Raw genomic sequence first — 23,986 nt, forward strand, 5'->3', positions numbered from 1 at the left:
GCAGTCCGACGACGGCGGCCGTTCCCTTTGCGGGGAGCGGCCGCCGTCGTCGGGCCGCAGCACGGCGGCGAGGATCTCCCCGGAACCGTTGCCGTCGCCATAATCGACGCTGGCGATGAAGGGAGCGAACCCGTAGCCGCCCTAGTAGGTTCCGGCGAGGTTTTATCCGAGTGTGAAGCCGCCAGGGTCGCGTCGCGGTCGATGATCGGCGAGTCCGCGGCCGTCGCGGGCCAGGGAACCGAGGAGTTTGCCCGAACAGTGCCGGACACCGGAGGGAACAAACTGGCCAGTCTGTCCTCACACAGCCTGCCGAAACCCAGCGCGTCCATGAAGCTCGCGAGGACCGTGACCCCGGCGTGGGGGTCTTAGACTAGTTGGCGGCCGGTTGGGGCTGAAGTTTCCGCACCGTGATCTGAGTGGCCAAGCGTTCTAGCAGCGGAGCGGCGTCGCGGATCGCTGTGGCGATGTCCGGCGCTACGCCGGTGATGGCGTGGACGGAATCAAAATCGGGGTAGCGGGGGTCGGTGCTCAGCTGGTTGGACCCGCAGACGGCGATGGTGGGGATGTTGTGCCGTGTTGCGGCCGTCAGCACGCCGATGGGTGCCTTGCCTTGTAAGGACTGGGCATCGAGGCGGCCTTCACCGGTGATGACCAGGTCCACTCCGGCCAGGTGGCTTTCGAAGTCCAGCAGTTCCAGTACGAGCTCAATGCCAGGCCGGGCCGTCGCGCCCAGCGCAGCGAGGGCGGCGAAGCCGATGCCACCGGCCGCGCCGGCGCCCGGTAGATACGCTGCCGCCGGGCAGAATACTTCGGCGAGGTGGCGAAGTGCTCGGTCGAGGATGGCGACTTCCCTGCTGTCTGCGCCCTTTTGCGGGCCGTAGACGGCGGCAGCACCGTTCGGTCCGCACAAGGGGTTGGTCACGTCTGTGGCCAGGACGATTTCGGTGGCGCGGATCCTTGGATCAAGCCCCGAAGTACTGACCTCTTCCAGTTCCAACAGGTGAACCCCGCCGGGGGCGAGGGGTTCGCCCGATGCATCCAGAAGGGACGCTCCCAGGGCCTGGAGCATTCCTGCTCCTCCATCTGTGCAGGCGCAACCGCCAAGGCCGATGATGATCCTATTCGCGCCCGCATCGAGGGCGGCCATGATGGCATCACCTACGCCGCGGCTGGTGGAACCCAGAGGATCCGGCAGACGGTCACCACGCATGGCCAGACCCGAGGTCAACGCCGTTTCTATGACCGCGGTGTCGTCTTTTAGCGCGATAGCCGACGGCTGCAGGTCATTGTCTGGACCGGTCACCGTGATCTCGCGAGCGGTGTACCCGTTGGCGATGAAGGCCTCCAGGGTTCCGTCTCCGCCGTCAGCGACGGGCAATTCGACTGTGCGGATTCCGGGCTGGGTCTGGCGCAGCCCGTGGGCGATTGCGCGGGCCACCTGAGCCGCAGTCAGAGAGCCCTTGAATTTGTCAGGAGCTATGAGGACCGTGGGTCCTTCCAGGTCGTGGTCGCGGCCAGGAGAAATGGTCTCAGATGCCATAAGGCTCATTTCGCTTTCCCGCTACGGTCAGCGCGACGGCTGTGATCTCCTCGGCAACGGTCTTGCCGAGGACTTTGGTGGAGCCTTCGCCTCCCAGATCGGGGGTGAGGATGTGCTGGCCACCGCGTTCCAAAACGTTCTCAAAGCCGCGCTGGACAGTTGCCGCTGCCTGGCGTTCGCCGAGGTGGTCCAGCATCATGGCCGCGCTCCAGATCTGGCCGACCGGGTTGGCAATGCCCTTGCCTGCGATGTCCGGAGCAGAGCCGTGGACGGGTTCGAAGAGGCTGGGGAATTTCCGTTCCGGGTTGATGTTGCCGCTGGGTGCGATGCCAATGGTGCCGGTACAGGCGGGCCCAAGGTCGGAGAGAATGTCGCCGAACAGGTTGCTGGCCACTACGACGTCGAACCAGTCAGGGTGCATGACAAAGTTAGCGGTCAGGATGTCGATATGGTACTTATCGACCTTGAGGTCGCTGAAGCCCTTGGCCATCAGCTCCACCCGCTCGTCCCAGTAGGGCATGGAGATCGAGATGCCATTGCTCTTGGTGGCCGATGTGAGGTGCTTTTTGGGCCGGCTCTGGGCGAGGTCGAAGGCGTACTTCAGGATCCGGTCCACGCCGGTGCGGGTCATGACGGTCTCCTGGATGACCGTCTCGCGCTCGGTGCCCTCGAAGATCCTCCCACCGATGCTGGAATACTCGCCCTCGGTGTTCTCCCGGACAACGTAAAAGTCCACGTCGCCTGGCGCACGGCCCGCCAGCGGACTATCCATGCCTGCAAGCAGCTTTACCGGACGGAGGCTGACGTATTGGTCGAAACCGCGGCGGAACTGTAGCAGGCTCCCCCAGAGGGAGACGTGGTCCGGGACGACTTCCGGCCAGCCGACGGCGCCAAAGAAGATCGCGTCGTATGTGCTGAGCTCCTCGAACCAGTTATCCGGGAGCATCTTGCCGTGCTTGGTGTAGTAATCAGCGTTTGAGTAGTCGAATTGGGTCGTTTCCAACCGGAAGCCGAAGGCCTCCGAGGCTGCCTCCAAGGCGCGCAGCCCTTCGGGCACTACTTCCTGGCCGATGCCATCTCCGGCGATGACTGCGATGCGGTGGGTATTCGTCATGGTCCTTGGTCTCTCCCTTGTTAAGGACGCCGTTGTGCCGAATACGGGCTTGCCCGTGAGGTCGATACCTTCGGCTGTGCTTCTAGTCACACCAGCGTACGAGACAAGAAGCCGGCAATTGGGGGGCTAACAGACAACCCGGTTTTTCTTCAGCAGAAACAATCTTCTGTGGGTCACACAAGTCTCAACGAGTCCCAGGCCCGCTGATGGTGAGCTCGGAGGCAGGACCCTGCGGAACCAGGCTCTGGAATCGCGCGACCCGACGCACGGTTGATGGCGAGTTCACCGCAGATACCCCAGGTCTTGGTGGGCCTGGAAGCTCCATGTCTGCTCCAAAACATCTCCGGACAGTCTTTCGGTATCCATTACGGCCAACCCCTCGCAAGTTGCGGGCGTGTACGCCCTGCGTATAACGAGTCAGCGGGTACGCACTTAGTGGGATCCGTTTTGAACCGTGGACTGTAGCTTGGCCCTGACTGGCCGCGGATCGATGACGGTCGACGCTCACCCGGCGTTGAGGCGAGCGGTGAGGCCTTCGCGAAGGTAGTCAATGGCGGCAGCAATACGCCTGGGAGTCTGCGTCGTGTCCGAATAGAGGGCATGGACGTCGGCGTCCGGTGTAGGGACATGCTCAAGGACCTGGCGGAGGGTCCCCGTTCGAATCAGGGGACCGACATGCCAGCTGGAGCGCATGATCAATCCGAGTCCCTGGGCGCACCAGCCGGTGACGACGTCGCCGTCATCGCTGACCATATTTCCATTGACACGCACGAACTGCTGCTGGTTTCCGGCCCCGAACCTCCACAGGGCGTAATCGGCGTTGTTTTCGCGCAGCACGATGCAGTTGTGGTGCTCGAGGTCCTCAATTCTTTGCAGTGGCGGCCGGTTCTCTAGATACTGCGGAGCCGCACAAACGAGTCTCCGGTTACGCGCGAGCAGTTTGGACTTGAGTCGGGAGTCCTCCAAGGCGCCGACGCGGATGGCGATGTCGAAGTTCGTGCCGGAGATGTTCAACGGAAGAGCGGACAGTTCCAGATCGACGTGGATCCGCGGATTCTGGAGCATAAATTCACCCAGCAGCGGCGCAATGTGGGTTCGCCCAATCCCAAGGGTTGAGTGGACGGTGATTCTGCCTGTAAGTTCACCGTGCTGGTGGGAGACGAGATCTTCGAGGTCGGCTTTCTGCTGCAGAATGGAAAGTGCCCCGGCCGCGTAGCGGTGTCCTTCTTCGGTCAGGGTCAGCCGGCGTGTGCTGCGTCTGATCAGTGTCACGCCCAACCGGGCTTCCAGCGCCGTGAGCCGCTTACTGACCGACGCTACTCCCTTGCCCCAGGTCATCGCGGCTTCGGTGAGGCTTTGGGAGCGGGCGACCTGTTCAAAGAACTCCAAGTCGTCTATCTGGTAGAGGTCCATGCCGGTTCTTTCTTGTGAGGAGAAATTGCATTGTCTCATAGCCTCTTAATGGCTGGCTTCTTGTTTCGTACGCTTGTGTGATGTGACTAGAAGCACATCAGAAGCAGCTGCCACACCTGACCGAGTCAGGAGCTGCTTCCCGCGCCCGGAGACCCTCGTCCTTCGCTTGGTTAGACCGCGTGGTTCTTAGTCAGAAACTGAAAAGCACTCCCTTATGGGGCAAAGAACGCCCTCCCTCTCAATGAAGCGAGACATCACCATGAGCACCACGATAGAAAGCAAGGAAGCAGTCCCGGCAAAAGCGTCCCGGTTCATGCTCGGCGGGGTTCCCCTGATCGTTCCGGTCCTAATGGCAGGGATCGTCATCACCGCTGGTGTGTTCGGGGCCATCCCAGCGAACATGATCGGCGGGCTGGCCATTATCACCGCGTTCGGCATGCTCCTGGGCCCCCTTGGCAACTGGCTCCCCGGCATCTCCAAGATCGGCGGGGGCGCCCTGGTCTGCCTCCTGGTGCCTTCACTGTTGGTCTACTTCGGCGTCTTTAACGCCAACATGCTCGAAGCCACCACGGCACTGATGAAAGAGGCCAACTTCCTCTACTTCGTTATCTGCACCCTCGTCGTGGGCAGCATCTTGGGCATGCACCGGAGCACCATGCTCCGGGCGCTGGTCCGGATCTTTCCGCCTCTGCTGGCCGGAACAGCCGCAGCGGTAGCCGCGGGAATCGGAGTGGCCATGCTCCTTGGCTACAGCTTTGAACGGGCCCTGTTCTACATCGTCGTCCCCATCATCGGCGGGGGCATCGGCGAAGGCGTCATCCCGCTCTCGGCGGCCTACGCCAACGCCCTCGGCGGGGGCCCGAAGGACTTCATCGCCCAACTCATCCCTGCAGCCGTGATCGGCAACATCGTCGCCATCATCCTCGCCGGCATGCTCCGCCGCCTCGGCGAACGCAAAGCCCACCTGGACGGCGGCGGCCTGCTCGTCAAGCCCAAGCCCGGTGCGAAAGCCGAAGAGGTCCACAACAGTGACCACGACGCCGTCCCGGCCAACCCGAACTACGCCATGGGCATCCTGCTGATTTGCGGCATGTACGTCCTGGGGAGCTTGGCAGAACCGGTCCTGCACCTGCCCGCCCCGATCTTGGTCATCGTCTTCTCCGTCATCCTCAAGGTTGCCGGCATCGTCCCCGCCAGCGTCGAAGGCTCCGCCCGCGCCGTGTACGTCATCATCTCCAAACACCTGATCTACCCGACCATGATCGGCCTCGGCATGCTCTACGTACCCATGGCCGACGTCATCAGCGTCCTCTCCATCGGCTACATCATCACCTGCGCAACAGTCGTGATCACCATGGCAGTCGTCGGCTTCTACGTCGGGAAGGCCCTCGGCATGTATCCCGTGGACGCGTCCCTCGTCACCGTCTGCCACAGCGGACTCGGCGGCACCGGTGACGTCGCCATCCTCTCTGCTTCCAACCGCATGAACCTCATGCCCTTCGCCCAAATCTCCACTCGCATCGGCGGCGTCACCACCGTCATCTCCGCAGCATCACTGATCCACCTCACCGCAGGATAACCCGGGGTCCCTCGCCACAAGCAGAGCCACCGGATGGCGGCGGAACCAGAGCGTTTGTTCCGCCGCCACTACCCGCGCGAAGCACGGAAAGACACGCCCCTTGAGCCATTTCCTCGATTTGGATAGCCCACGCACCGCTTGCACCGACGCCGCACGCCACGGTTACAGCCGTTCGGACGCTGCGAACTGCTTTGAACTCGTCGAAGGTGACAAAGTCGTCTTGCTAGGTCCGCAAAAGCGCACTGTCAAGATTTCCAGGACCGTCGACGCCGTTTCGGCCGACGGCTCGTTGGTTGGTTGGTTGGTTGGTGCAGAACGAATATGGGCAACGCAGCATGTTCAGACGGTCGATGGCTACACAACGCTGCTTGATCCCCAAACGCGCGGAGGGGGTAGGCATATGAGACGCGCAAAAATTGTGGCAACATTCGGACCGGCGATCGCGAGCTTCGAGAACACGCTCGCCGTGTTGGAAGCCGGGGTCGATGTGGCCCGGATGAATATGAGCCATGGAGACTACTCCGTTCACGACACCACTTACGAGAACGTCCGCAAGGCCGCTGCGCAGCTCGGGAAGCCGGTCGCCATCATGGCCGACCTCCAGGGCCCCAAGATCCGCCTGGGCCGCTTCGTGGACGGCCCGCACCTGCTGGCCGCGGGGGACACCTTCACGATTACCACCGAGGACGTTCCGGGTACCAAGGACATCTCCTCCACCACGTTGAAGACCCTGACCGAGGACGTCAAGCCCGGGGATGCGCTGCTGATCGATGACGGCAAGGTGGCGCTGCGCGCGATCGAGGTTGACGACGTCAAGGTTGTCGCCACGGTCACGGTGGGCGGGTACGTGTCGAACAACAAGGGCATCAACCTGCCCGGCGTCGCCGTGAACGTGCCGGCGCTGAGCGAAAAGGACGAGGACGATCTGCGCTGGGCGATTGGCCGGGGCGTGGACATGGTGGCCCTGTCCTTCGTCCGGGATGCGACGGACATCAAGCGTGTCCTGGAGATCATGGACGAGGAAGGCCGGCGGGTGCCGGTGATCGCCAAGATCGAGAAGCCGCAGGCCGTGGAGCAGTTGACGGAGATCATCGACGCGTTCGACGCGATCATGGTGGCCCGAGGCGACCTCGGCGTGGAGCTTCCGCTCGAAGAGGTGCCGATCGTGCAGAAGCGGGCCATCGAGTTGGCCCGCCGCTGGGCCAAGCCCGTCATCGTGGCGACCCAGGTGCTCGAATCCATGATTGAGAACCCGCGGCCCACCCGGGCCGAGGCCTCGGACTGCGCCAATGCGGTCCTCGACGGGGCCGACGCGGTGATGCTCTCGGGCGAGACCAGTGTCGGCAAGTACCCGATTGAGACGGTCAAGGTGATGGCCCGGATCATCGAATCGACCGAGGTCCACGGCCTGGAGCGCGTCCCGCCGCTGGGCACCAAGCCCAAGACCCGCGGCGGCGCCATCACCCGTGCCGCCGTGGAGATCGCCGACCAGCTCGAAGCGAAGTACATCTGTACGTTCACCCAGTCGGGTGACTCCGCGCGCCGGCTCTCCCGGCTGCGGCCGATCCGGCCGGTGTTCGCGTTTACCCCGGTGGAGCACGTCTGGAACCAGTTGGCGCTGACCTGGGGCATCCAGCCGGTCCTGGTCCCGATGGTGGGCCACACCGACGAGATGACCGCCCAGGTGGACCGCAGCCTGCTGGAACTCGATGTGGTGGACGACGGCGACATGGTCGTCATCGCCGCCGGGTCGCCTCCCGGAAAAGCCGGCTCGACGAACATGCTCAAGGTACACAAGGTGGGCGCCGAAGCCTCGCGTCTCGGTGGTGAGGGTGGAGCACCCACAGAGAAGATCGGCCCTTGGCCGACTTCTTAGCGACGTGCAGACGACTTCTGAAACCTGACGGCCGTCGTCGTTGGTCCGGCGTCCGCGAAGGGCGGCAACTGGCCAGGACGGGGGCAGCCGTGCCTAGACTTGGCGCATGACTCCAGCTGAAAAGGACCTGCACACCCTGCTGTCGACGATGCGGCCGGTCGTCCGTGAGGGGGAGTACGTCTATGCTCTCTGGCCGCACGGCAGGCCGCTGGCCGGGCAGGTGGCCGCCGCCGTGCGCGAGGCGGAGGGCCTGACCGTTGTGCTGCCCAGAGCCGAGGCCGACGACCTCGGGCTGCCCTACGACTTCGTGGCCGCCTGGATCACGCTCCAGGTGCATTCTTCGCTGGAGGCGATCGGGCTGACCGCAGCCGTCGGCGCCGCCCTAACCGAGGCCAAGATCAGCTGCAACGTGCTGGCCGGGTTCCATCACGACCACCTCCTCGTCCCCGCCGCAGACGCCGAACGCGCGCTGGAGGTGCTCCACGAAGTGAGCGCCGAAAGCCGCGCAGCCAACGGCGGGGAGCAGCCGCCCGCGCCGGCGCTGGTGCTGCGGACCGCACAGCCCTCGGACCGGCCGGCGCTCCTGGCGCTGACGGCCGCCGCGTTTTCCATCTCCCCGGCAACCGGACTGCCGGTCAACGGCGAACCCGACGAGGTGGGGCTGCTGCGGCGGCTGTTCGACTGTGAGGACTACCTCCCCGAGTTCAGTATCGTTGCCGAACTGGACGGCGAAACCGTGGGCCACGTGATCAGCACCCGCGGACGGGCCGGCGACCTGGAACTGCTCGGCCTGGGCCCGCTCGGCGTGACGCCCCGGCTGCAGCGCCACGGAATCGGATCGGCGCTCATGAAGGAAACGATCGACCGGGCCAACGCCGCGGGGGAGCGCGGCATTGCCCTGCTCGGCAACCCGGAGTACTACGCCAGGTTCGGCTTCGTGCCCTCCGTCTCGCTGGGCGTGGAGGCGCCGGACCCGGCCTGGGGCGAACATTTCCAACTGCTGCCGCTGGCGCTCTGGCCCGGCGGCGTCAGCGGCACCTTCCAGTACGCCGAACCCTTCGGGGCCGTCGCTGCGACGTAGCCGTTCCCGGCGGGATATCATAAGCCGGGCGCCCCAGTAGCCCAATTGGCAGAGGCAGCGGACTTAAAATCCGCGTGTTGTGGGTTCGAGTCCCACCTGGGGTACACAGCCCGGCGCCTCCCCGGCGGGGGAGGCGCCGCCCGCTGCCGGCGTGTCCGGCCGGTGCTTTTGACTTGCGCATCGGCGCAACATATGTTGGGGCAGTTCCTCCACGCATCCCCCCAGAGGCGGGGGAACACTACGGCGCCCCCGTACCATGCCACCCCCGGCTGGTGCGGGGGCGTTTTGCTGCCTCCGGACGGCGGGCCGCTCGGGCGGTCCGGCGCCGGGTGAGCGGCCCGGCGTCGGCATGATTTCCGATAGGCAACGAGTGTTATAAGGATGTGATCGAAGTCACTTATGTTCGGGCGGAAATTGCATTAGCTTGAACCTACATCAGGAACACCTGATCTTTCGCGTCAAAGGCCGTTCGCACCTTTAGATCGAGGAGATTCTCTATGACTTCACTCCCACAGGCGGCGCCGCGCATCGCTAAGCTCACAGCGCTTAGCCTCGGCGTCGCCCTGTTGGCCACGGCATGTGGTGGTTCCTCCACGCCGCCCTCGTCCACCGGCTCGGGCTCGGCGTCCGCCCAGGCTGCGGGCATCTCCTGCCCCGCACCGAGCGCCTCGGCCGCAGCGAGCAGTTCGGCGGCGGCGGCAGGATCCGTGCCTGCCTCCTCGACTACTACTCCTACTCCGCTGAAGATCGGTTCGCTGCTGCCGACCACGGGGTCCCTGGCCTTCCTCGGCCCGCCCGAAATCGCGGGCGTCAACCTTGCCATCAAGGAAATCAATGACGCCGGCGGCGTCCTGGGCAAGCCCGTCGAGGTCATCCACCGTGACTCCGGCGACACCAAGACGGATATTGCCACCCAGTCCACCTCCGCGCTGCTGGGCCAGGGCGTCAGCGCAATTGTCGGTGCTGCCTCCTCGGGCGTCTCCAAGACCGTGATCAACCAGATCACCGGCGCCGGGGTCATCCAGTTCTCGCCGGCCAACACCTCCCCGGACTTCACCACCTGGGATGACAAGGGCCTCTACTGGCGCACCGCCCCGTCCGATGTCCTGCAGGGCAAGGTCCTGGGCAACTACATGACCACCTGCGGCGCTCAGACGGTTGGCATGATCGTGCTGAACGATGCGTATGGCACGGGTCTGGCCAAGAATATCCAGGCGGCGGTTGAGGCTGCCGGCGGCAAGGTTGTGGCCCAGGAACTCTTCAACGAAGGCGACTCGCAGTTCAGCAGCCAGGTGGACAAGGTCCTCGCGGCCAAGCCGGATGCCATTGCCCTGATCACGTTCGACCAGGCCAAGAGCATCGTTCCGCTGATGACGGGCAAGGGCGTCAAGCCCACCCAGATCTTCATGGTGGACGGCAACATGTCCGACTACAGCAAGGACTTCAAGGCGGGCACCCTGAAGGGAGCCGAGGGCACCATCCCGGGCACCTTCGCCAAGGAGGACTTCAAGAAGAAGCTTCTCACCATCGACCCGGCGCTGAAGGACTACAGCTACGCAGGCGAGTCCTACGACGCTGTGAACCTGATCGCCCTGGCCACGGAAGAAGCCAAGAGCACCAAGGGCACGGATATCGCCAAGCACCTGAAGGACGTATCCGAAGGCGGCGAGAAGTGCAACAACTTCGCCTCCTGCGTCACCCTGCTGCGCAACGGCAAGGATATCGACTACGACGGCCAGTCAGGCCCGGTGACGTTCTCCGACGCCGGTGACCCGACGGAAGCCTACATCGGCATCTACCAGTACCAGGACGACAACACCTACAAGCCGGTCAAGGAAGAATTCGGCAAGCTGTAACCCCGAACCTTCCCGCACCACAAGAGACCCCCGTCCAGCCGGACGGGGGTCTCGTGTTTGCAGGGGAGGGATGCGCAGGTTCGGGCGGCGGCCCCACCCCCCGCCCCTCGGCCGATTACTTGCCAAGAAGTTCCGAAGCAAACCAGTTTTCGAACGCGTCGCGGTCGCCGACAAGATCCGCGGAGACAGCGTACAATCCGGGGGTCAGTTTCCACCCTGACTTCTCATCAACAGGAAGCACCGCGAAGGCTACACTCCTGAATGCGTCGCGATCCTCGCGCCGTAGCAACATTTTCACCATTTTCGTGGCCAATGGGGGCAGGAAATCGGGGGATAGCGCATGGCGCCAACTGGCAGTCGTGTCGACTTGTCGGGCGTGCCAAGCCCTGGCGTCATCCAGTAACTTCTCCGCACATTCCTTCAACTCCGGCAAAGCATTCAAGGGGGAAACATAGTCAATCGGCGCATTGGAACCCCGGAAAGATGCATCGGCCAGACGCACAAGTTCTTTCCACCACTGCAGCCATTGTCCTGCCATCCCTGAAACGGCGGCACTTGGGGCGGCATAGTCCTGAATTGGCGCAGGGCTCAGGCGCGGAATTGGAACTGATTTGTCAACGGTCAGATCCATCGCATCGCGAACAAATAAGGCGACAACCAGCGGCTCGTACTCGGAGAATACGACGTTCTGCCTTATCGATGAGTGCACCGTCATGGTGCGACCGTACCGCGGTTAAGGCCGCATGAAAACAGCCATCCTCGGCCCCATCCCCGCATCAGTCATAGGGGCAGTCCTCGTCGGCGTCCAGGATGCAAAGACAGGCACGCGACGTGTATCGGGGCTCGATCCTAGACAGGCGACCGTCATTTGCTCTGACTCCGCGCGTGGAGCTTGCGCCCGCCTCGCGCAGTTGCCCCTCGGCCCCAGGCATATCGGCCCGATCTTTCGGGCGTACTACGGCGACCCCTGGTTGCGTGGGGAACGAGCGCAGGCGCCGAGCAAGTGCCTGCATCCGGAGCCGGGGGCCGGGGACTCGCCAGACACGCCAGAAGGGCCGCCACCGGCTGGTGACGGCCCCTCTGGGCAGGGATGGACGGACTAGTCGACGGTGTCGGCCAGGGTGCCCAGGTACAGCTGGATGACTTTGGGATCCTTCATGAGTTCCCGGCCGGTGCCGGTGTACGCGTCCTTGCCCTGGTCCAGGACATACCCGCGGTCGCAGATCTGCAGGCAACGCCGGGCATTCTGCTCCACCATGATCACCGAGACGCCGGCCCGGTTGATCTCATGCACCCGCAGGAACGTCTCGTCCTGTTTGACGGGGGAGAGGCCGGCCGAGGGCTCGTCGAGGAGCAGCACGGCCGGGTCCATCATCAGGGCACGGCCCATGGCAACCATCTGGCGCTCGCCGCCGGAGAGTGAACCGGCGCGCTGGGCACGCCGTTTGGCCAGCTCCGGGAAGAGGTCCGCGACGAATTCGAACCGCTTGGCGAAGTCCTTGGGCCGCTGGAACATGCCCATCTGCAGGTTTTCTTCGATGGTGAGGGCAGCGAAGACGTTGTTGGTCTGCGGCACGAAGCCCACGCCGCGGCTGACCAGCTTATTCGCTTTCAGCCCGGTGATGTCCTGGCCCCGGACCACGACCGAGCCGGAGTGGACCTTGACCAGGCCGAACATGGCCTTCAGCAGGGTTGACTTGCCGGCACCGTTGGGACCGATGATGCCGATCAGCTCACCCTTCCGGGCCTCGATGCTGCAGCCGTTGAGGATGTTGACGCCGGGGATGTAGCCAGCGACCAGGTCCGTGACCTTGACGACCGAGTCGCCGTCGAATGCCGGCTGGGCGGACGGTGCCGCGCTGGTTGCGCTCATTCTGTGTCCTTCTCTGGTGGCTGCGGCTGCTCGCCATGGTTCGGTTCTTCGGCGCTGCGGCGGCCGTGTGGTGCGCCGCGGCCGGTGCCCGCCTCGGGCGCCTCCGTCACCAGGACGTCGGCGGAGATGAGACCGGCGTTCTCGGTACCCACAATCGATTCCTCGTCGGCCTCGAGTTCGGCCGCTAGCTCCTTGATGCCCTCGGCGTCGCCAAGGTCCACGTCGTGGTGCGCGCCCAGGTAGGCGTCGATCACGGCCGGGTTCTTCATCACGTCGGCCGGCGGCCCCTCGGCCACGATCTTGCCCTCCGCCATCACCACCACCCAGTCGGCGATGTGCCGCACCATGTGCATATCGTGTTCGACGAACAGCACTGTCATGCCCTCGGCCTTGAGGTTCTTGATGTGGTCCAGCAACGACTGGGTCAGCGCCGGGTTGACGCCGGCCATCGGTTCGTCCAGCATGACCAGCTTCGGCCGCACCATCAGCGACCGGGCCATCTCCAGCAGCTTGCGCTGCCCGCCGGAGAGCGACGCGGCGTAGTCGTCCTTCTTGGCGTCGAGCTTGAACTTCTCCAGCAGCACGTTTGCCTGCTCGGTGATCCTTTTTTCCTCACCGCCCCAGATCCCTTTGAAGAGGGCCTTGTAGAGCTTCTCGCCGGACTGGCCGGACGCGCCCAGCCGCATGTTTTCCATGACGGTGAGCTTGCCCATGACCTTGGTCAGCTGGAAGGTCCGGACCATCCCCATCCGCGCCACCTTGTAGGAGGAAACGCCGGCCAGGCTGTTGCCTTCAAACTGCCATTTGCCCGAATTCGGCGTATCGAAACCGGTCAGCAGGTTGAACAAAGTGGTCTTGCCCGCCCCGTTCGGGCCGATCAGGGCGGTGATCTTGTGCCGCGGAATCTCAAGGTACTCGACGTCGACGGCGTTGATCCCGCCGAAGCTGCGGGTCACGTTCTCGGCAACCACAATCGGGTCCCGTTTCTTGCAGCCGGGGGCAATGTCGCCGGCGGCAATCGGACTCGTGTCAGTCATATAGTCGATGGTCTCGGCCGTCACGGAAGCCCCGCCGCCGCTCTTTGGTGCCTCGCTGTGCATGCTCATGCGAACGCCAGCTCCTTCTTGTTGCCGAAAACGCCCTGCGGCCGGAAAATCATTAGCAGCATCAGGGCTACTCCTACCAGGATGTAGCGCAGCTGGCCGGCCTGGACCGTGTTCAGCCACGTGACGGCACCCGATTCAATCAGGCCGTACAGCACGCCCTGGGTGAGGGACAGGACGACCCAGAAGATCATGGCGCCGATGACGGGTCCGAGCACCGTGCCGAGGCCGCCCAGCAGCAGGCAGGTGTACAGGAAGAACGTCAGCTCGGTGCCGTAGTTGGCGGGCTGCACGGCACCGCGCGGCAGGGTGAACACCATGCCGGCCAGGGCCCCGAGCACACCGCCGATGATCAGCGCCTGCATCTTGTAGGAATAGACGTTCTTACCGAGCGACCGGACCGCGTTCTCGTCTTCGCGGATGCCCTTCAGGACCCGGCCCCACGGGCTGCGCATCAGCAGCCAGACCAACAGACAGCAGACGGCGACCAGCGCCCAGCCGACCACCCGGATGAAGAAGTCCCGGTTGTTCATCCCCAGGTAGGACCCTTCGGGGAACGGGTTCATGGCGTAAAAGTCGCCCTCGAAGGCGGCCAGGCCGTTCGCCGACCCGGTCACCGACGTCAGCTGGTTCGTGGTGACGATATAGCGGACAATCTCCGCGGCCGCGATGGTGACAATGGCCAGGTAGTCGGCCCGGAGCCGGAGGGTGGGAATGCCGAGCAGCAGGGCGAAAATTGCCGAGCAGACGACGGCGATCAGGAGGCCCACGAAGAACGGCACGTGGAACGTCAGGGTGGAGATGGCGAAGCCATAGGCCCCCACCGCCATGAAGCCGGCCTGGCCGAAGTTCAGCAGGCCGGAGTAGCCGAAGTGGACCGCCAGGCCGAGCGCGGCGAGCGCGTACGCCGCCGTCGTCGGGCTGAAGAGTTCTCCGGCAGCGCTGGAAAAGATGAATCCGAAGTCCATGTCTGTCTCCTAACCCACGCGCTCGCGGCGGCCAAGGATGCCCTGGGGCCGGAACAAGAGGACAACGATCATGATGAACAGTGCTCCCACGTACTTCAGGTCGGCGGCGAGGCCGAAGACGGTGGTCAGCTCCACGAAGATGCCGACGATGACGGATCCGAGCAGGGCGCCCCAGACGGTACCGAGGCCGCCGAGGGTCACCCCGGCGAAGATAAGCAGCAGGATCTGCGATCCCATATCGAAGGTAACGCCCGGGCGGTAGTAGGCCCAGAGGATGCCGCCCAGGGACGCCAGCATGCCGCCGGTGACCCAGACGATCCGGATGACCGAATCAACGTCGATGCCGGAGGCAGCGGCGAGCGCGGGGTTGTCGGCCACGGCGCGGGTGGCCTTCCCCAGCCGGGTCTTCAGCAGCACGACGCCGAGCGCGGCGATGACGACAAGGCTGACCAGCAGGGACCACAGGTTGTTCGGGGAAATCGAGACAGGGCCGAGCTGGACCTCGGCGCTCTGGGCAAAGGGCAGCTGCTGGGTCGCGCCGCCGAAGTAGAACTGGATCACGTAGCGGACGGCCAGTGCGAGGCCGATGCTCACAATCATCATCGGGACCAGGCCGGTGCCGCGGCGCCGCAGCGGCTTCCACAGGCCGGCGTCCTGGACGTAGCCGAAGAGGCCGCCGCCCAGCAGGGCCAGGATAATGGCGAGCCAGAACGGCAGGTTCATCGCGTTGAACGCGAAGACCAGGACGGCGCCGAGGGTGACCATCTCGCCGTGCGCAAAGTTGGTCAGGCCGGTGGTGCCGAAGATCAGGGACAGCCCCACGGACGCGAGGGCCAGCAGCAGGCCGAAGCTCAGTCCGGCCACCAGGCGGTTGATCAGGTTCTGGCCGAAGTCCTGCTGCTGGACGACGATGCCTTTACCGAAGGCGAAGACGACCGAGAGGTTCGAGGTCTGGCTGAAGGTGACTTTGCGGGGATTTTCCTGGCCCTCGGCGAGCTTGATGCCCTGCGGGAGGGTCTTGACGTCCAGTTCGACCTCGTAGGTGCCCTGGGTCGGGACTCCGATGGTCCAGGAGCCGTTCGCGGCCGACTTGGCCGTCCCGGTGAAGTCGCCGCTCTTGGCGGTAAGGGTGACTCCGGCCAGCGGGGCGCGGTCATCGCCGCGCAGGAAGCCGCTGATGCTGTTCTGGAAGGTGGTGCTCGACGGGGATGGTGTCGGCGCCGGGGTCGCGGCCTGCGATGCCGGAGCGACGATGAGCAGAAGAGCGGCCACGGCGGCAAAGAGCGCCCCCACAGCTTTCCACATGCCGCCGCGCCGTTCCCGGTTCGGGCCTCTCGGTGTGCTTCTCAAATTGAAAACCTCCACATGGGGGTCGGTGCGGGTTGCGCCGTTGCAACCGCTGCGAACTTTCAGGGGACGGGTTGGAGCGGACCTGCGATGCGGCGGAGCGATGTAGTTGTGACATCCGTCACCCTGTTGGCCCCATCGTACAGCCCGTTTTGGCCATCCATTGCCGTCGCCAGCAGGCAGAACGTCGCGATCGCATAACAACCGTGAAGCGGAGCAAACCGCCCAATGTAGCCGAACTTAAGAAAACTTTTGTTGATCCCGAGGATTCCTAAACTGTCCGGGAAGGTGCTCGGGGGAACCAGGCCCCAGATCACGGTTGTGTTGCGGCCGGACGCCGGCCGGAACTATTCGTGCCCGGCGGGCGTGGGAATTGGTAGCGTGAAGTGTACGGATCTTCACCCCATCATCATCTACCCCCTTATTTTGGAGGACACCAGCAATGGCACTTGGCGGTAACCCGGTCTTTAACGGAAAGAACTTCCGCGGGGCCACCCAGGCCCCGCCTGCCCCGTACGCGCAGGGCTACGGCCAGAACGGCTACGGCCAGGCCCCCTACGGCCAGCAGTACGGCCAGGCTGGCTACGGTCAGGCGCAAGCCGGCTGGAACCCGGCGCAGCAGGCGATGAGCAACGACCAGCTGCAGGACCTGTACAACCGTCCGGCTGCGGGACCTGCCGACACCGGGCGGATGACGTTCGACGACGTCATCATGAAGACTGCCGCGTGCCTCGCGGCGGTTGTGGCCGGCGCAGCAGTCACCCTCGTGGTGGCCCAGGGCCTGGCGTCCATGCTGATGATCGTTGGCGCGCTGGGCGGCTTCGTCCTGGCCCTGGTCAACACCTTCAAGAAGCAGCCTTCCCCGGGGCTGATCCTGGCCTACGCCGCCCTCGAGGGCTTGTTCCTGGGCGGGCTGACCCGGATCCTCGACGGGATGTTCCCGGGGGTCGGGCTGCAGGCCGTCATCGGCACGCTCTCGGTCTTCGCGGTGACCCTGGTCCTGTTCAAGAGCGGCAAGGTCCGGGCCACGCCCAAGGCCATGCGCTTCTTCATGATCGCCATCATCGGCTACGCCGTGTTCGGCCTCATCAACATGGTGATGATGTGGACCGGCGCCGTGCAGAGCCCGTTCGGGCTGCGGACCAGCGTCGAAATCTTCGGCATCCCGCTGGGCGTCTTCATCGGGCTGCTCGCGATCGGCCTGGCCGCGTTCTCACTGATCATGGACTTCACCAGCATCGAAGCCGGCGTCCGCGCCGGCGCCCCGCAGCGCTTCTCCTGGACCGCGGCGTTCGGACTGACCGTCACCCTGGTCTGGCTCTACGTCGAGATCATCCGGCTGCTCGCCATCCTGCGCGGCGACGACTAACAGCCACCATTCCTGCCAGATAGCGGGCCCCGCCGACGGCGGGGCCCGCTTTTTGCTGTCTTCTTGTTGCCGTCGCCGTCGCCGTCGGTGCTCAGGCGAGCCGCAGGGCGCCGGGGGCCGGGCTCACAACAAAGATGTCCGGCGCCGCGTGCCGGGCCCGGGCAAACGCCCGCAGCACGGCGGCCCGCACGCCCTGTTCCGCTCCCGCCGGCACAAGCGCGATCGCGGAACCGCCGAAGCCGCCCCCGGTCATCCGTGCCCCGAGGGCTCCGCCGGCGCGCGCCGCGTCCACCGCCAGGTCCAGCTCCGGGCAGGAGATCTCGAAGTCGTCCCGCATGGACCTGTGCGAGTCGTCCAGCAGCGGACCGATCGCCCGCGGGCCGAGGCTCTCCAGCACCTCGACGGTCCGCAGCACCCGGTCGTTCTCGGTGACCACGTGCCGGACCCGGCGGAACGTCTCGGCGTCGAGCAGTCCGGCGGCTTCGCCAAGATCGGCAGGGCCGACGTCGCGCAGCGCGCGCACGCCCAGCACCTCGGCGCCAAGTTCACAGGAAGCGCGGCGGGCAGCGTAGCCGCTGTCGGCGTGTGAGTGCGAGACCTTCGTGTCGATCACCAGCAGCGCCACGCCCGCGGCCGCTGCGTCAAACGGCACCAGCCGGACGGCCTGGTCCCGGCAGTCCAGGAACACGGCGTGGCCGGCAGCACCCCGGAGGGAGGCCGACTGGTCCATGATTCCAGTGGGGGCGCCGACGAAGTCGTTCTCGGCGCGCTGGGTTGCCAGCACCATCTCGCGGGCGCCAAGGCCGGCCCCGGTCAGCTCGTTCACGGCCAGGATGACGGCGCATTCGATGGCGTGCGAGGAGGACAGCCCGGCGCCGCGCGGCACGTCCGAGTCCAGCAGCAGGTCCAGGCCCGGCACGGCGACACCACGCTGCTGCAGCGCCCAGAGCACGCCCAGCGGATACTTCGTCCAGCCGCGCGCCGAAGCACGGTTCAGCGCCGCGGCATCCGCCGTCGTCAGGCCCTGGTTTCCGAAGGTGGACAACATCCGCACGGCGGAATCGGGCCGGAGCCGGACTGCCACGCGTGCCGCACGCTCAATCGCGAACGGAAGTACGAAGCCCTCGTTGTAGTCGGTGTGTTCGCCGATCAGGTTCACCCGCCCCGGGGCCTGCCAGATCCCCTCCGGCGGCGCCCCGAAGACCGACTGGAACCTGGCCGGGAGCCCGTCGATGCCCGGCGCCCCGATCATCGGGCACCCCCGCCGGCGCGACCGGTGGGGGCGCCGGCGCCCGCGTCGCGGAGCCGGGCGGCCACCACCTCCGGGGTGGTGTCGTTGATGAATGCTCCCATCGCGGACTCCGAACCGGCCAGGTACTTGAGTTTGTCCGCGGCCCGGCGCGGCGAGGTCAGCTGCAGGTGCAGGTAACCGGCGCGGCGGAGCGCCGGGTCCAACGGGGCCTGCTGCCAGGCGGCGATGTACGGGGTGGGCGTGGCGTAGATGGCGTCCAGGCGCTGGAGCAGGTCCAGGTAAAGCTGTGCCAGCTCGTCCTTTTCCGCGTTGTCCAGGGCGGCGAGATCGGGCACGTGGCGGTGCGGAACCAGGTGCACCTCCAGCGGCCAGCGGGCAGCGAACGGCACGTAGGCGCTGAAATGCCGGCCCTCGAGCACCATCCGGCTGCCGTCGGTGCGTTCGGCCCGCAACAGCGAACCGGTCAGGGTATCGCGGCCGCCGGCGTCGCCGTAATGCCTCCCGGCCGCAGCGGCGAGGACCGCGGCGCGGGGCGGCAGGTAGGGGTAGGCGTAGATCTGCCCGTGCGGGTGATGCAGGGTGACGCCGATTTCGGCGCCGCGGTTCTCGAACGGAAAGACCTGGCGGATCCCGGGCAGGGCGTTAAGCGCCGCGGTGCGGACGGCCCACGCCTCCACGACGGTGCGGGCGCGGGCTTCGCCGAGGCCGCTGAAGGAGCCGGTATGGTCTGCGGTGAAGGCGACCACCTCGCAGCGGCCGTAGGCCGGGACTGCGGTGCCCCAGCCGGGTTCCTCCGGGAGCGCTCCGACGCCGGGCCCCAGCGATGGAAAGCGGTTTTCGAACACGACGACGTCGTAATCCGGCGCCGGGATTTCGGAACGGTTGGCCGGGGTGCTGGGGCATAACGGGCATTCGCCGGCGGCCGGAAGGTGGGTCCGGGTCTGGCGGTGCGCGGCGATGGCGACCCACTCGCCGGTCAGCGCATCGAAGCGCAGCTCGCCCCGGGCGGGACGGCCGGCCAGCGGCCGTTCGTCGCCGAACGAACGGGGACCGGCGGGATGGTCCGCCCCGCCGTCCGCGTCGGCAAAGTAAAACAGCTCCCGGCCGTCGGCCAGGGTGCCCGGGGTGATGCTGTTGGCGCGCATGTCCTCATTCGACCAGACTTCGGGAGCCGCGGGCAAAGCCCCGCCGTGTAAAGCCCCGCCGTGTACGGACGGCCGCGGGGTTGGGTACCGTGGAGCCCATGGACCCGAACGCCCCTGCCGCCGATGCCGCTGCTGCGCCCGACCCAACCCCCGCCGCCGCTGCCGCGCGTTACGCCACCGGCCGGCAGTACGAGCTGCGCCGCGGCGACGCGGTGGCCATCATCACCGAACTCGCGGCCGGGCTCCGGCTGTACAGCCGTGCCGGTGTCCAGTTGACCGAGAGCTACAACGACGCCGAAATCTCCCCGGGCGCCGCCGGCATCACCCTCGCGCCGTGGGCAAACCGGGTGGAGGACGGCGTCTGGCACCTCGACGGCAAGAAACAGCAGCTGGACATCACCGAAGTCTCGCGCAACAACGCCAGTCACGGCCTGCTGCGCAACTCCTCCTACGCGCTCGCGGACGAGACCGAATTCTCCGTGACCCTGGAGGCGGCCATCTTTCCGCAGCACGGGTACCCGTTCCTGCTCCGGCACCGCGTGCGCTACGAGCTGGACGGCGGCCTGGGACTCACGGTCCGGCAGACCCTGGTCAACGACTCCCAGCGGCCGGCCCCGTTTGTGCTCGGCGCGCACCCCTATCTGCGGCTTGGTGAGGTGCCCAGTGAGGAACTGATCCTCACCGTTGGCGGCCGCACCCGCCTGGTGGCGGATGAGCGCCAGATCCCGCGCAGCACCGAGCCGGTGGCCGGTGACTTCGATCTCCGGGCGGGCCGGCCGGCGGGGGAGCTTGACGTGGACTGCGCCTACACGGACCTGGACTTCGATGGGGACGGCGTGGCCCGCAGCACGCTGCGCGCTCCGGATGGGCGCAGCGTCACCCTGTGGCAGGACGTCGCGTGCGGCTACGTCCACGTGTTCGTCACCGACACGTTCCCAGGCCGGGCCAAGGCGGTGGCACTGGAGCCGATGACAGGCCCGGCAAATGCCTTCAACAGCGGCGATGGGCTCGGGTGGCTGCCGCCGGGGGAGTCCTTCAGCATGACCTGGGGGATCACCGCCGAGCTGGGGAACTAGCCCGATCCGTTGCCATGCCGGCCCGGGGCTCGCCGGCTCCCCGCTGGCACGCCAGGGCTGAGCCCGCCCGCCCCGCCACCGATGCCCGCCTGGCGGCGGGACGCCCGGGTTCGTTTCTTTTCCGTGCCGGACTGGGGAATTATGGGACTATGACGCCAGCCGAGGACCCCAGCCCACGCGCCGATTCCACCGACCAGATTGATCCCCGGCCCCCCGGCTATGCCGCCCCGGAACTTTCGGCCCCGCCCGCGAACCCGGCGGCGGGGCCGGTAACGGGTGCCGAGTCCCCTGCTGCCCGGGGCCCCCTGCCGCTGCAGTCGGCGGCGCAAGGATCAACTGCCGGCCGGCCGGTCGCGGCGGAGGACATCCCTTACGCGGTCCGCATCGCCGCGGACTGGGCCTGGCGGCTTGGACTCATCCTGCTCGTCACCGGGGCACTCGTCTGGCTGCTCAGCAAGATCACGTTGCTGATCATCCCGGTGATGGTGGCGGCCCTGCTCGCGGGACTGCTTAGCCCTGTCACCCGCTGGCTGCGTCGGCGCCGCGTACCCAATGGCGCCGCGGTGGCTATCACCCTGCTCGGCTTCATCGGACTCATCGCGGGGGCGCTGGCTCTGGTGGGACGGCAGCTGACGGCGGGCTTCGCCGACCTCTGGGGTCAGGCGCTGGCCGGCGTCCAGCAGGTCCAGGACTGGCTCGGCGAAGGCCCGCTGCACCTGAGCGCCGACCAGATTGATACCTATGTCAGGGAAGCGGCCGACGCGTTGCAGAACAACAGCAGCAGCATCGTCAGCGGGGCACTGACCTTCGGCAGCACCGCCGGGCATTTTGCCGCCGGTCTCCTGCTGGCGCTGTTCGTCACGGTCTTCTTCTTGCTCGAAGGCCAGCGGATCTGGCGGTTCCTGGTTGGCCTGATGCCGCGCAAGGCCCGTCCGGCCTTTGACGGTGCAGGCAGGCGGGGCTGGAAGTCCATGGTCAGCTACACCAGGATCCAGATGCTGGTCGCCTTGGTGGATGCCCTCGGCATCGGGGTCGGTGCCGCCATCATCGGCGTCCCCCTCGCGCTGCCCCTGGGCGTGCTGGTCTTCATCGGATCGTTCATCCCGGTGGTGGGCGCGCTGGTGACCGGCGCCATCGCGGTCTTGCTGGCGCTGGTGGCCAACGGCCTGGTCAACGCGCTGATCATGCTCGGCATCGTGCTGCTGGTCCAGCAGCTCGAAAGCCACATCCTGCAGCCGCTGGTCATGGGCAAGGCGGTCGCGCTGCACCCCGTGGCGGTCATCCTGTCCGTGGCCGCGGGTTCCTACCTGGCCGGGATCCCGGGCGCCCTGTTCTCCGTGCCGATCCTCGCCGTAGCAAACTCGGCGGTTCGCTACATTGCCGGCAGAACGTGGGAACATGATGAAGAGCTGGCCGCTGCACATCCGCAGGGAGTTCCTGCGCTTGCCGGCGCCGGCGAGGACCCGGGCTTCCGGGCGGTCCAACTCCCCGGCGCCGATGCCGGAAACCCCTAAAGGAGACTAGTTAGTGAATACCCTTGAGAGCCTGCCCGTCACGCTGGACGATGTCCTGGAGGCGCAAAAGCTGCTCGACGGGATTATCACGCGGACCCCGGTGGAATCGTCCCGGGCGCTGGGCGGCCTGGTGGGCGGTGAGGTCTACTTCAAGTGTGAAAACCTGCAGCGGGCGGGTTCCTTCAAGGTCCGCGGCGCCTACGTCCGGATGGCCAAGCTCTCCGCTGCGGAAAAGCAGCGCGGGGTCGTGGCGGCCTCGGCCGGCAACCACGCCCAGGGCGTCGCCGTGGCAGCCAAGGCGCTGGGCATCAAGGCACGCATCTACATGCCGCTGGGCGTCGCACTGCCCAAGCTCGCCGCGACCCGCAGCCACGGCGCCGAGGTGGTGCTGCACGGCCACAACGTCGACGAGGCGCTCGCCGAGGCCAAGCGCTACGCGGACGAGTCGGGGGCCGTGTTTGTGCACCCCTTCGACGACGTCGATATTGTCGCCGGCCAGGGCACCGTCGGACTGGAAATCCTCGAACAGATCCCCACCGTTGACACCATCCTGATGGGCGTGGGCGGCGGCGGTCTGCTGGCCGGCGTCGCGGTCGCGGCGAAGGCCCGGGCCAAGGAGCTTGGCCGCGACATCCGGATCATCGGCGTGCAGGCCGAAAACGCCGCGGCTTACCCGCCCTCGCTGGCTGCCGACGCGCTGGTACCGCTCAAACGTGTCTCCACGATGGCGGACGGCATCGCCGTCGGCCGGCCCGGTCAGCTGCCGTTCAGCATCATCCGCGAACTGGTGGACGACGTCGTGACGGTCAGCGAGGATGCGCTGGCCCGGGCGCTGATCTTCCTGCTGGAACGCGCCAAAATGGTGGTTGAACCGGCCGGTGCGGTGGGCGTGGCGGCCCTGATGGAAGGCAAGATCGAGAACCCCGGAACCACCGCCGTCGTGCTGTCCGGCGGCAACATCGATCCGATGCTGATGCTCAAGGTCATCCAGCGCGGTCTCTCCGCTGCCGGCCGGTACATGACGGTGCGGATGATGCTGGACGACCGCCCCGGTTCGCTCGCGACGATCGCGCGGATCATCGCGGAAAACGACGCCAACGTCACCGGCCTGGACCATACCCGGGTGGGCGGTTCGATCAGCATGGGCGACGTCTCCATCACCGTCAACCTGGAGACCAAGGGCCACGAGCACTGCGAGCAGGTGCTCGGCGCGCTCCGGGCCGAGGGTTTCCAGCCGATCGTGGTGCACTAGGCGGGCATGGTCCACCAGGTGCCAAAGGCGGAGCAGCCCGCGACCACCGCCGCCCGGGCCCGGCAGGGCCTGGCGGTGGTGGGGTCGTTCGTGCTGCTGCTCTATGCGATCGAGATCCTCAACACCCTGATGCTGCACTCGCTGAACGCGACCTTCGGGCTGCGGCCGCGGAGCCCGGACGGGCTGCTGGACATCCTGACGTTTCCGCTGCTGCACGCCAACCTCGCCCACCTGCTCTCCAACACCCTGCCCTTGATCATCTTCGGGTTCCTGGTGTTCCTGTCCGGTTTGCGGGTGTTCATCACCGCGGTGGCTTCGAGTTGGCTTGCTTCGGGACTGACGGTCTGGCTGATTGGCGGTTTCAACGTCACGGTGGGGGCGTCCGGGCTGGTGTTCGGCCTCTTCGCGTTCCTGCTGGTGCGTGGTTTCTTCAACCGCAACTGGCGCCAGATCCTGCTCTCCGTGGTGTTGTTCCTTGCCTACGGCGGCATCCTCTTCGGCGTGCTCCCCACCGTGGTGGGCTACGTTTCCTGGCAGGCCCACCTGGGCGGCGCGGCGGGCGGCGTCCTGGCGGCCGTGGTGTTGCGGGCCGACCGGCAGCGCCTAAGGCCTTAAATGCCGGCGCCGG

Annotated in this window: 19 protein-coding genes, 1 tRNA gene and 1 pseudogene; 10 read left to right on the forward strand and 11 right to left on the reverse strand. The window is 66.2% G+C overall.

Features of this window, described 5'->3' with window-relative positions; translation table 11 throughout:
• Nucleotides 1-39: 39 nt before the first annotated feature.
• From AC3ANP_RS10220 to AC3ANP_RS10235, 4 genes and pseudogenes are all read right to left on the reverse strand, one after another.
• Nucleotides 40-359, reverse strand: a pseudogene (locus AC3ANP_RS10220) (IS1380 family transposase); the annotation flags it as partial.
• Nucleotides 360-370: 11 nt separating this feature from the next.
• Nucleotides 371-1,540, reverse strand: a complete 1,170-nt coding sequence (locus AC3ANP_RS10225) for a glycerate kinase (RefSeq protein ID WP_488330076.1) — start codon at nucleotides 1,538-1,540, stop codon at nucleotides 371-373.
• Entirely contained in the window at nucleotides 1,530-2,654 is a 1,125-nt protein-coding gene (locus AC3ANP_RS10230; RefSeq protein ID WP_488330077.1) for a tartrate dehydrogenase, read from the reverse strand. Before AC3ANP_RS10230 ends, AC3ANP_RS10225 begins: the two co-directional genes overlap by 11 nt.
• A gap of 504 nt (nucleotides 2,655-3,158) precedes the next feature.
• Nucleotides 3,159-4,067, reverse strand: coding sequence for a LysR family transcriptional regulator (locus AC3ANP_RS10235; protein ID WP_488330078.1), 909 nt, complete (start codon nucleotides 4,065-4,067; stop codon nucleotides 3,159-3,161).
• Between the two features lie 259 nt (nucleotides 4,068-4,326).
• Here AC3ANP_RS10235 and AC3ANP_RS10240 point away from each other — a divergent pair, with 259 nt between their 5' ends.
• From AC3ANP_RS10240 to AC3ANP_RS10260, 5 genes are all read left to right on the forward strand, one after another.
• The gene (locus AC3ANP_RS10240; RefSeq protein WP_488330079.1) at nucleotides 4,327-5,646 is read left to right on the forward strand and encodes a 2-hydroxycarboxylate transporter family protein; all 1,320 of its coding nucleotides are present in this window, start codon (nucleotides 4,327-4,329) and stop codon (nucleotides 5,644-5,646) included.
• Between the two features lie 400 nt (nucleotides 5,647-6,046).
• Complete coding sequence (pyk, locus tag AC3ANP_RS10245; protein WP_488330080.1) at nucleotides 6,047-7,522, forward strand: pyruvate kinase; 1,476 nt, start codon at nucleotides 6,047-6,049, stop codon at nucleotides 7,520-7,522.
• A gap of 106 nt (nucleotides 7,523-7,628) precedes the next feature.
• Complete coding sequence (locus AC3ANP_RS10250; RefSeq protein ID WP_488330081.1) at nucleotides 7,629-8,603, forward strand: N-acetyltransferase; 975 nt, start codon at nucleotides 7,629-7,631, stop codon at nucleotides 8,601-8,603.
• 30 nt (nucleotides 8,604-8,633) lie between these two features.
• Nucleotides 8,634-8,707: transfer RNA gene (locus AC3ANP_RS10255), tRNA-Leu, on the forward strand.
• 393 nt (nucleotides 8,708-9,100) lie between these two features.
• The gene (locus tag AC3ANP_RS10260; protein ID WP_488330082.1) at nucleotides 9,101-10,459 is read left to right on the forward strand and encodes an ABC transporter substrate-binding protein; all 1,359 of its coding nucleotides are present in this window, start codon (nucleotides 9,101-9,103) and stop codon (nucleotides 10,457-10,459) included.
• 115 nt (nucleotides 10,460-10,574) lie between these two features.
• Here AC3ANP_RS10260 and AC3ANP_RS10265 read toward each other — a convergent pair whose 3' ends face one another.
• The 5 genes from AC3ANP_RS10265 to AC3ANP_RS10285 form a co-directional block, all read right to left on the reverse strand.
• Complete coding sequence (locus tag AC3ANP_RS10265; RefSeq protein ID WP_488330083.1) at nucleotides 10,575-11,174, reverse strand: hypothetical protein; 600 nt, start codon at nucleotides 11,172-11,174, stop codon at nucleotides 10,575-10,577.
• A gap of 384 nt (nucleotides 11,175-11,558) precedes the next feature.
• Nucleotides 11,559-12,332 (reverse strand): ABC transporter ATP-binding protein, encoded by a 774-nt coding sequence (locus AC3ANP_RS10270; RefSeq protein WP_488330084.1) that lies wholly within the window; start codon nucleotides 12,330-12,332, stop codon nucleotides 11,559-11,561.
• Nucleotides 12,329-13,438, reverse strand: coding sequence for an ABC transporter ATP-binding protein (locus AC3ANP_RS10275; RefSeq protein ID WP_488330085.1), 1,110 nt, complete (start codon nucleotides 13,436-13,438; stop codon nucleotides 12,329-12,331). The genes AC3ANP_RS10270 and AC3ANP_RS10275 overlap by 4 nt, the downstream gene beginning before the upstream one ends.
• Nucleotides 13,435-14,403 carry a branched-chain amino acid ABC transporter permease gene (locus AC3ANP_RS10280; protein WP_488330086.1) on the reverse strand — a complete coding sequence of 323 codons (969 nt, stop codon included), beginning with the start codon at nucleotides 14,401-14,403 and terminating at the stop codon, nucleotides 13,435-13,437. The genes AC3ANP_RS10275 and AC3ANP_RS10280 overlap by 4 nt, the downstream gene beginning before the upstream one ends.
• Nucleotides 14,404-14,412: 9 nt before the next feature.
• Entirely contained in the window at nucleotides 14,413-15,708 is a 1,296-nt protein-coding gene (locus tag AC3ANP_RS10285; protein WP_488330087.1) for a branched-chain amino acid ABC transporter permease, read from the reverse strand.
• Between the two features lie 484 nt (nucleotides 15,709-16,192).
• On the opposite strand from AC3ANP_RS10285, the gene AC3ANP_RS10290 reads away from it, so the two are divergent.
• The gene (locus AC3ANP_RS10290; protein WP_488330088.1) at nucleotides 16,193-17,119 is read left to right on the forward strand and encodes a Bax inhibitor-1/YccA family protein; all 927 of its coding nucleotides are present in this window, start codon (nucleotides 16,193-16,195) and stop codon (nucleotides 17,117-17,119) included.
• Nucleotides 17,120-17,210: 91 nt separating this feature from the next.
• Here the strand turns inward: AC3ANP_RS10290 and galK are convergent, their stop codons facing one another.
• Together galK and galT are read right to left on the reverse strand one after the other, a co-directional pair.
• Complete coding sequence (gene galK / locus AC3ANP_RS10295; protein WP_488330089.1) at nucleotides 17,211-18,371, reverse strand: galactokinase; 1,161 nt, start codon at nucleotides 18,369-18,371, stop codon at nucleotides 17,211-17,213.
• Nucleotides 18,368-19,516, reverse strand: a complete 1,149-nt coding sequence (gene galT / locus AC3ANP_RS10300) for a galactose-1-phosphate uridylyltransferase (RefSeq protein ID WP_488330090.1) — start codon at nucleotides 19,514-19,516, stop codon at nucleotides 18,368-18,370. The genes galK and galT overlap by 4 nt, the downstream gene beginning before the upstream one ends.
• 98 nt (nucleotides 19,517-19,614) lie before the next feature.
• On the opposite strand from galT, the gene AC3ANP_RS10305 reads away from it, so the two are divergent.
• From AC3ANP_RS10305 to AC3ANP_RS10320, 4 genes are all read left to right on the forward strand, one after another.
• Nucleotides 19,615-20,592 carry an aldose 1-epimerase family protein gene (locus tag AC3ANP_RS10305; RefSeq protein ID WP_488330091.1) on the forward strand — a complete coding sequence of 326 codons (978 nt, stop codon included), beginning with the start codon at nucleotides 19,615-19,617 and terminating at the stop codon, nucleotides 20,590-20,592.
• 149 nt (nucleotides 20,593-20,741) lie between these two features.
• On the forward strand, nucleotides 20,742-22,106 hold the full coding sequence (locus tag AC3ANP_RS10310) for an AI-2E family transporter (protein ID WP_488330092.1): 1,365 nt from the start codon (nucleotides 20,742-20,744) through the stop codon (nucleotides 22,104-22,106).
• A 13-nt stretch (nucleotides 22,107-22,119) separates the two neighbouring features.
• Nucleotides 22,120-23,358, forward strand: coding sequence for a threonine ammonia-lyase (ilvA, locus tag AC3ANP_RS10315; RefSeq protein WP_488330093.1), 1,239 nt, complete (start codon nucleotides 22,120-22,122; stop codon nucleotides 23,356-23,358).
• 6 nt (nucleotides 23,359-23,364) lie between these two features.
• Complete coding sequence (locus AC3ANP_RS10320; protein ID WP_488330094.1) at nucleotides 23,365-23,973, forward strand: rhomboid family intramembrane serine protease; 609 nt, start codon at nucleotides 23,365-23,367, stop codon at nucleotides 23,971-23,973.
• Nucleotides 23,974-23,986: the final 13 nt, after the last annotated feature.

The organism is Arthrobacter sp. JB02-1C (genome assembly GCF_057748045.1).

What these genes read in the sequence shown, in the direction of transcription:
- AC3ANP_RS10225 (WP_488330076.1), bottom strand. Translation starts at nt 1,540, where the DNA reads ATGGCATCTGAGACCATTTCTCCTGGCCGCGACCACGACCTGGAAGGA.
- AC3ANP_RS10230 (WP_488330077.1), bottom strand. Translation starts at nt 2,654, where the DNA reads ATGACGAATACCCACCGCATCGCAGTCATCGCCGGAGATGGCATCGGC.
- AC3ANP_RS10235 (WP_488330078.1), bottom strand. Translation starts at nt 4,067, where the DNA reads ATGGACCTCTACCAGATAGACGACTTGGAGTTCTTTGAACAGGTCGCC.
- AC3ANP_RS10240 (WP_488330079.1), top strand. Translation starts at nt 4,327, where the DNA reads ATGAGCACCACGATAGAAAGCAAGGAAGCAGTCCCGGCAAAAGCGTCC.
- pyk (WP_488330080.1), top strand. Translation starts at nt 6,047, where the DNA reads ATGAGACGCGCAAAAATTGTGGCAACATTCGGACCGGCGATCGCGAGC.
- AC3ANP_RS10250 (WP_488330081.1), top strand. Translation starts at nt 7,629, where the DNA reads ATGACTCCAGCTGAAAAGGACCTGCACACCCTGCTGTCGACGATGCGG.
- AC3ANP_RS10260 (WP_488330082.1), top strand. Translation starts at nt 9,101, where the DNA reads ATGACTTCACTCCCACAGGCGGCGCCGCGCATCGCTAAGCTCACAGCG.
- AC3ANP_RS10265 (WP_488330083.1), bottom strand. Translation starts at nt 11,174, where the DNA reads ATGACGGTGCACTCATCGATAAGGCAGAACGTCGTATTCTCCGAGTAC.
- AC3ANP_RS10270 (WP_488330084.1), bottom strand. Translation starts at nt 12,332, where the DNA reads ATGAGCGCAACCAGCGCGGCACCGTCCGCCCAGCCGGCATTCGACGGC.
- AC3ANP_RS10275 (WP_488330085.1), bottom strand. Translation starts at nt 13,438, where the DNA reads ATGAGCATGCACAGCGAGGCACCAAAGAGCGGCGGCGGGGCTTCCGTG.
- AC3ANP_RS10280 (WP_488330086.1), bottom strand. Translation starts at nt 14,403, where the DNA reads ATGGACTTCGGATTCATCTTTTCCAGCGCTGCCGGAGAACTCTTCAGC.
- AC3ANP_RS10285 (WP_488330087.1), bottom strand. Translation starts at nt 15,708, where the DNA reads ATGTGGAAAGCTGTGGGGGCGCTCTTTGCCGCCGTGGCCGCTCTTCTG.
- AC3ANP_RS10290 (WP_488330088.1), top strand. Translation starts at nt 16,193, where the DNA reads ATGGCACTTGGCGGTAACCCGGTCTTTAACGGAAAGAACTTCCGCGGG.
- galK (WP_488330089.1), bottom strand. Translation starts at nt 18,371, where the DNA reads ATGATCGGGGCGCCGGGCATCGACGGGCTCCCGGCCAGGTTCCAGTCG.
- galT (WP_488330090.1), bottom strand. Translation starts at nt 19,516, where the DNA reads ATGCGCGCCAACAGCATCACCCCGGGCACCCTGGCCGACGGCCGGGAG.
- AC3ANP_RS10305 (WP_488330091.1), top strand. Translation starts at nt 19,615, where the DNA reads ATGGACCCGAACGCCCCTGCCGCCGATGCCGCTGCTGCGCCCGACCCA.
- AC3ANP_RS10310 (WP_488330092.1), top strand. Translation starts at nt 20,742, where the DNA reads ATGACGCCAGCCGAGGACCCCAGCCCACGCGCCGATTCCACCGACCAG.
- AC3ANP_RS10320 (WP_488330094.1), top strand. Translation starts at nt 23,365, where the DNA reads ATGGTCCACCAGGTGCCAAAGGCGGAGCAGCCCGCGACCACCGCCGCC.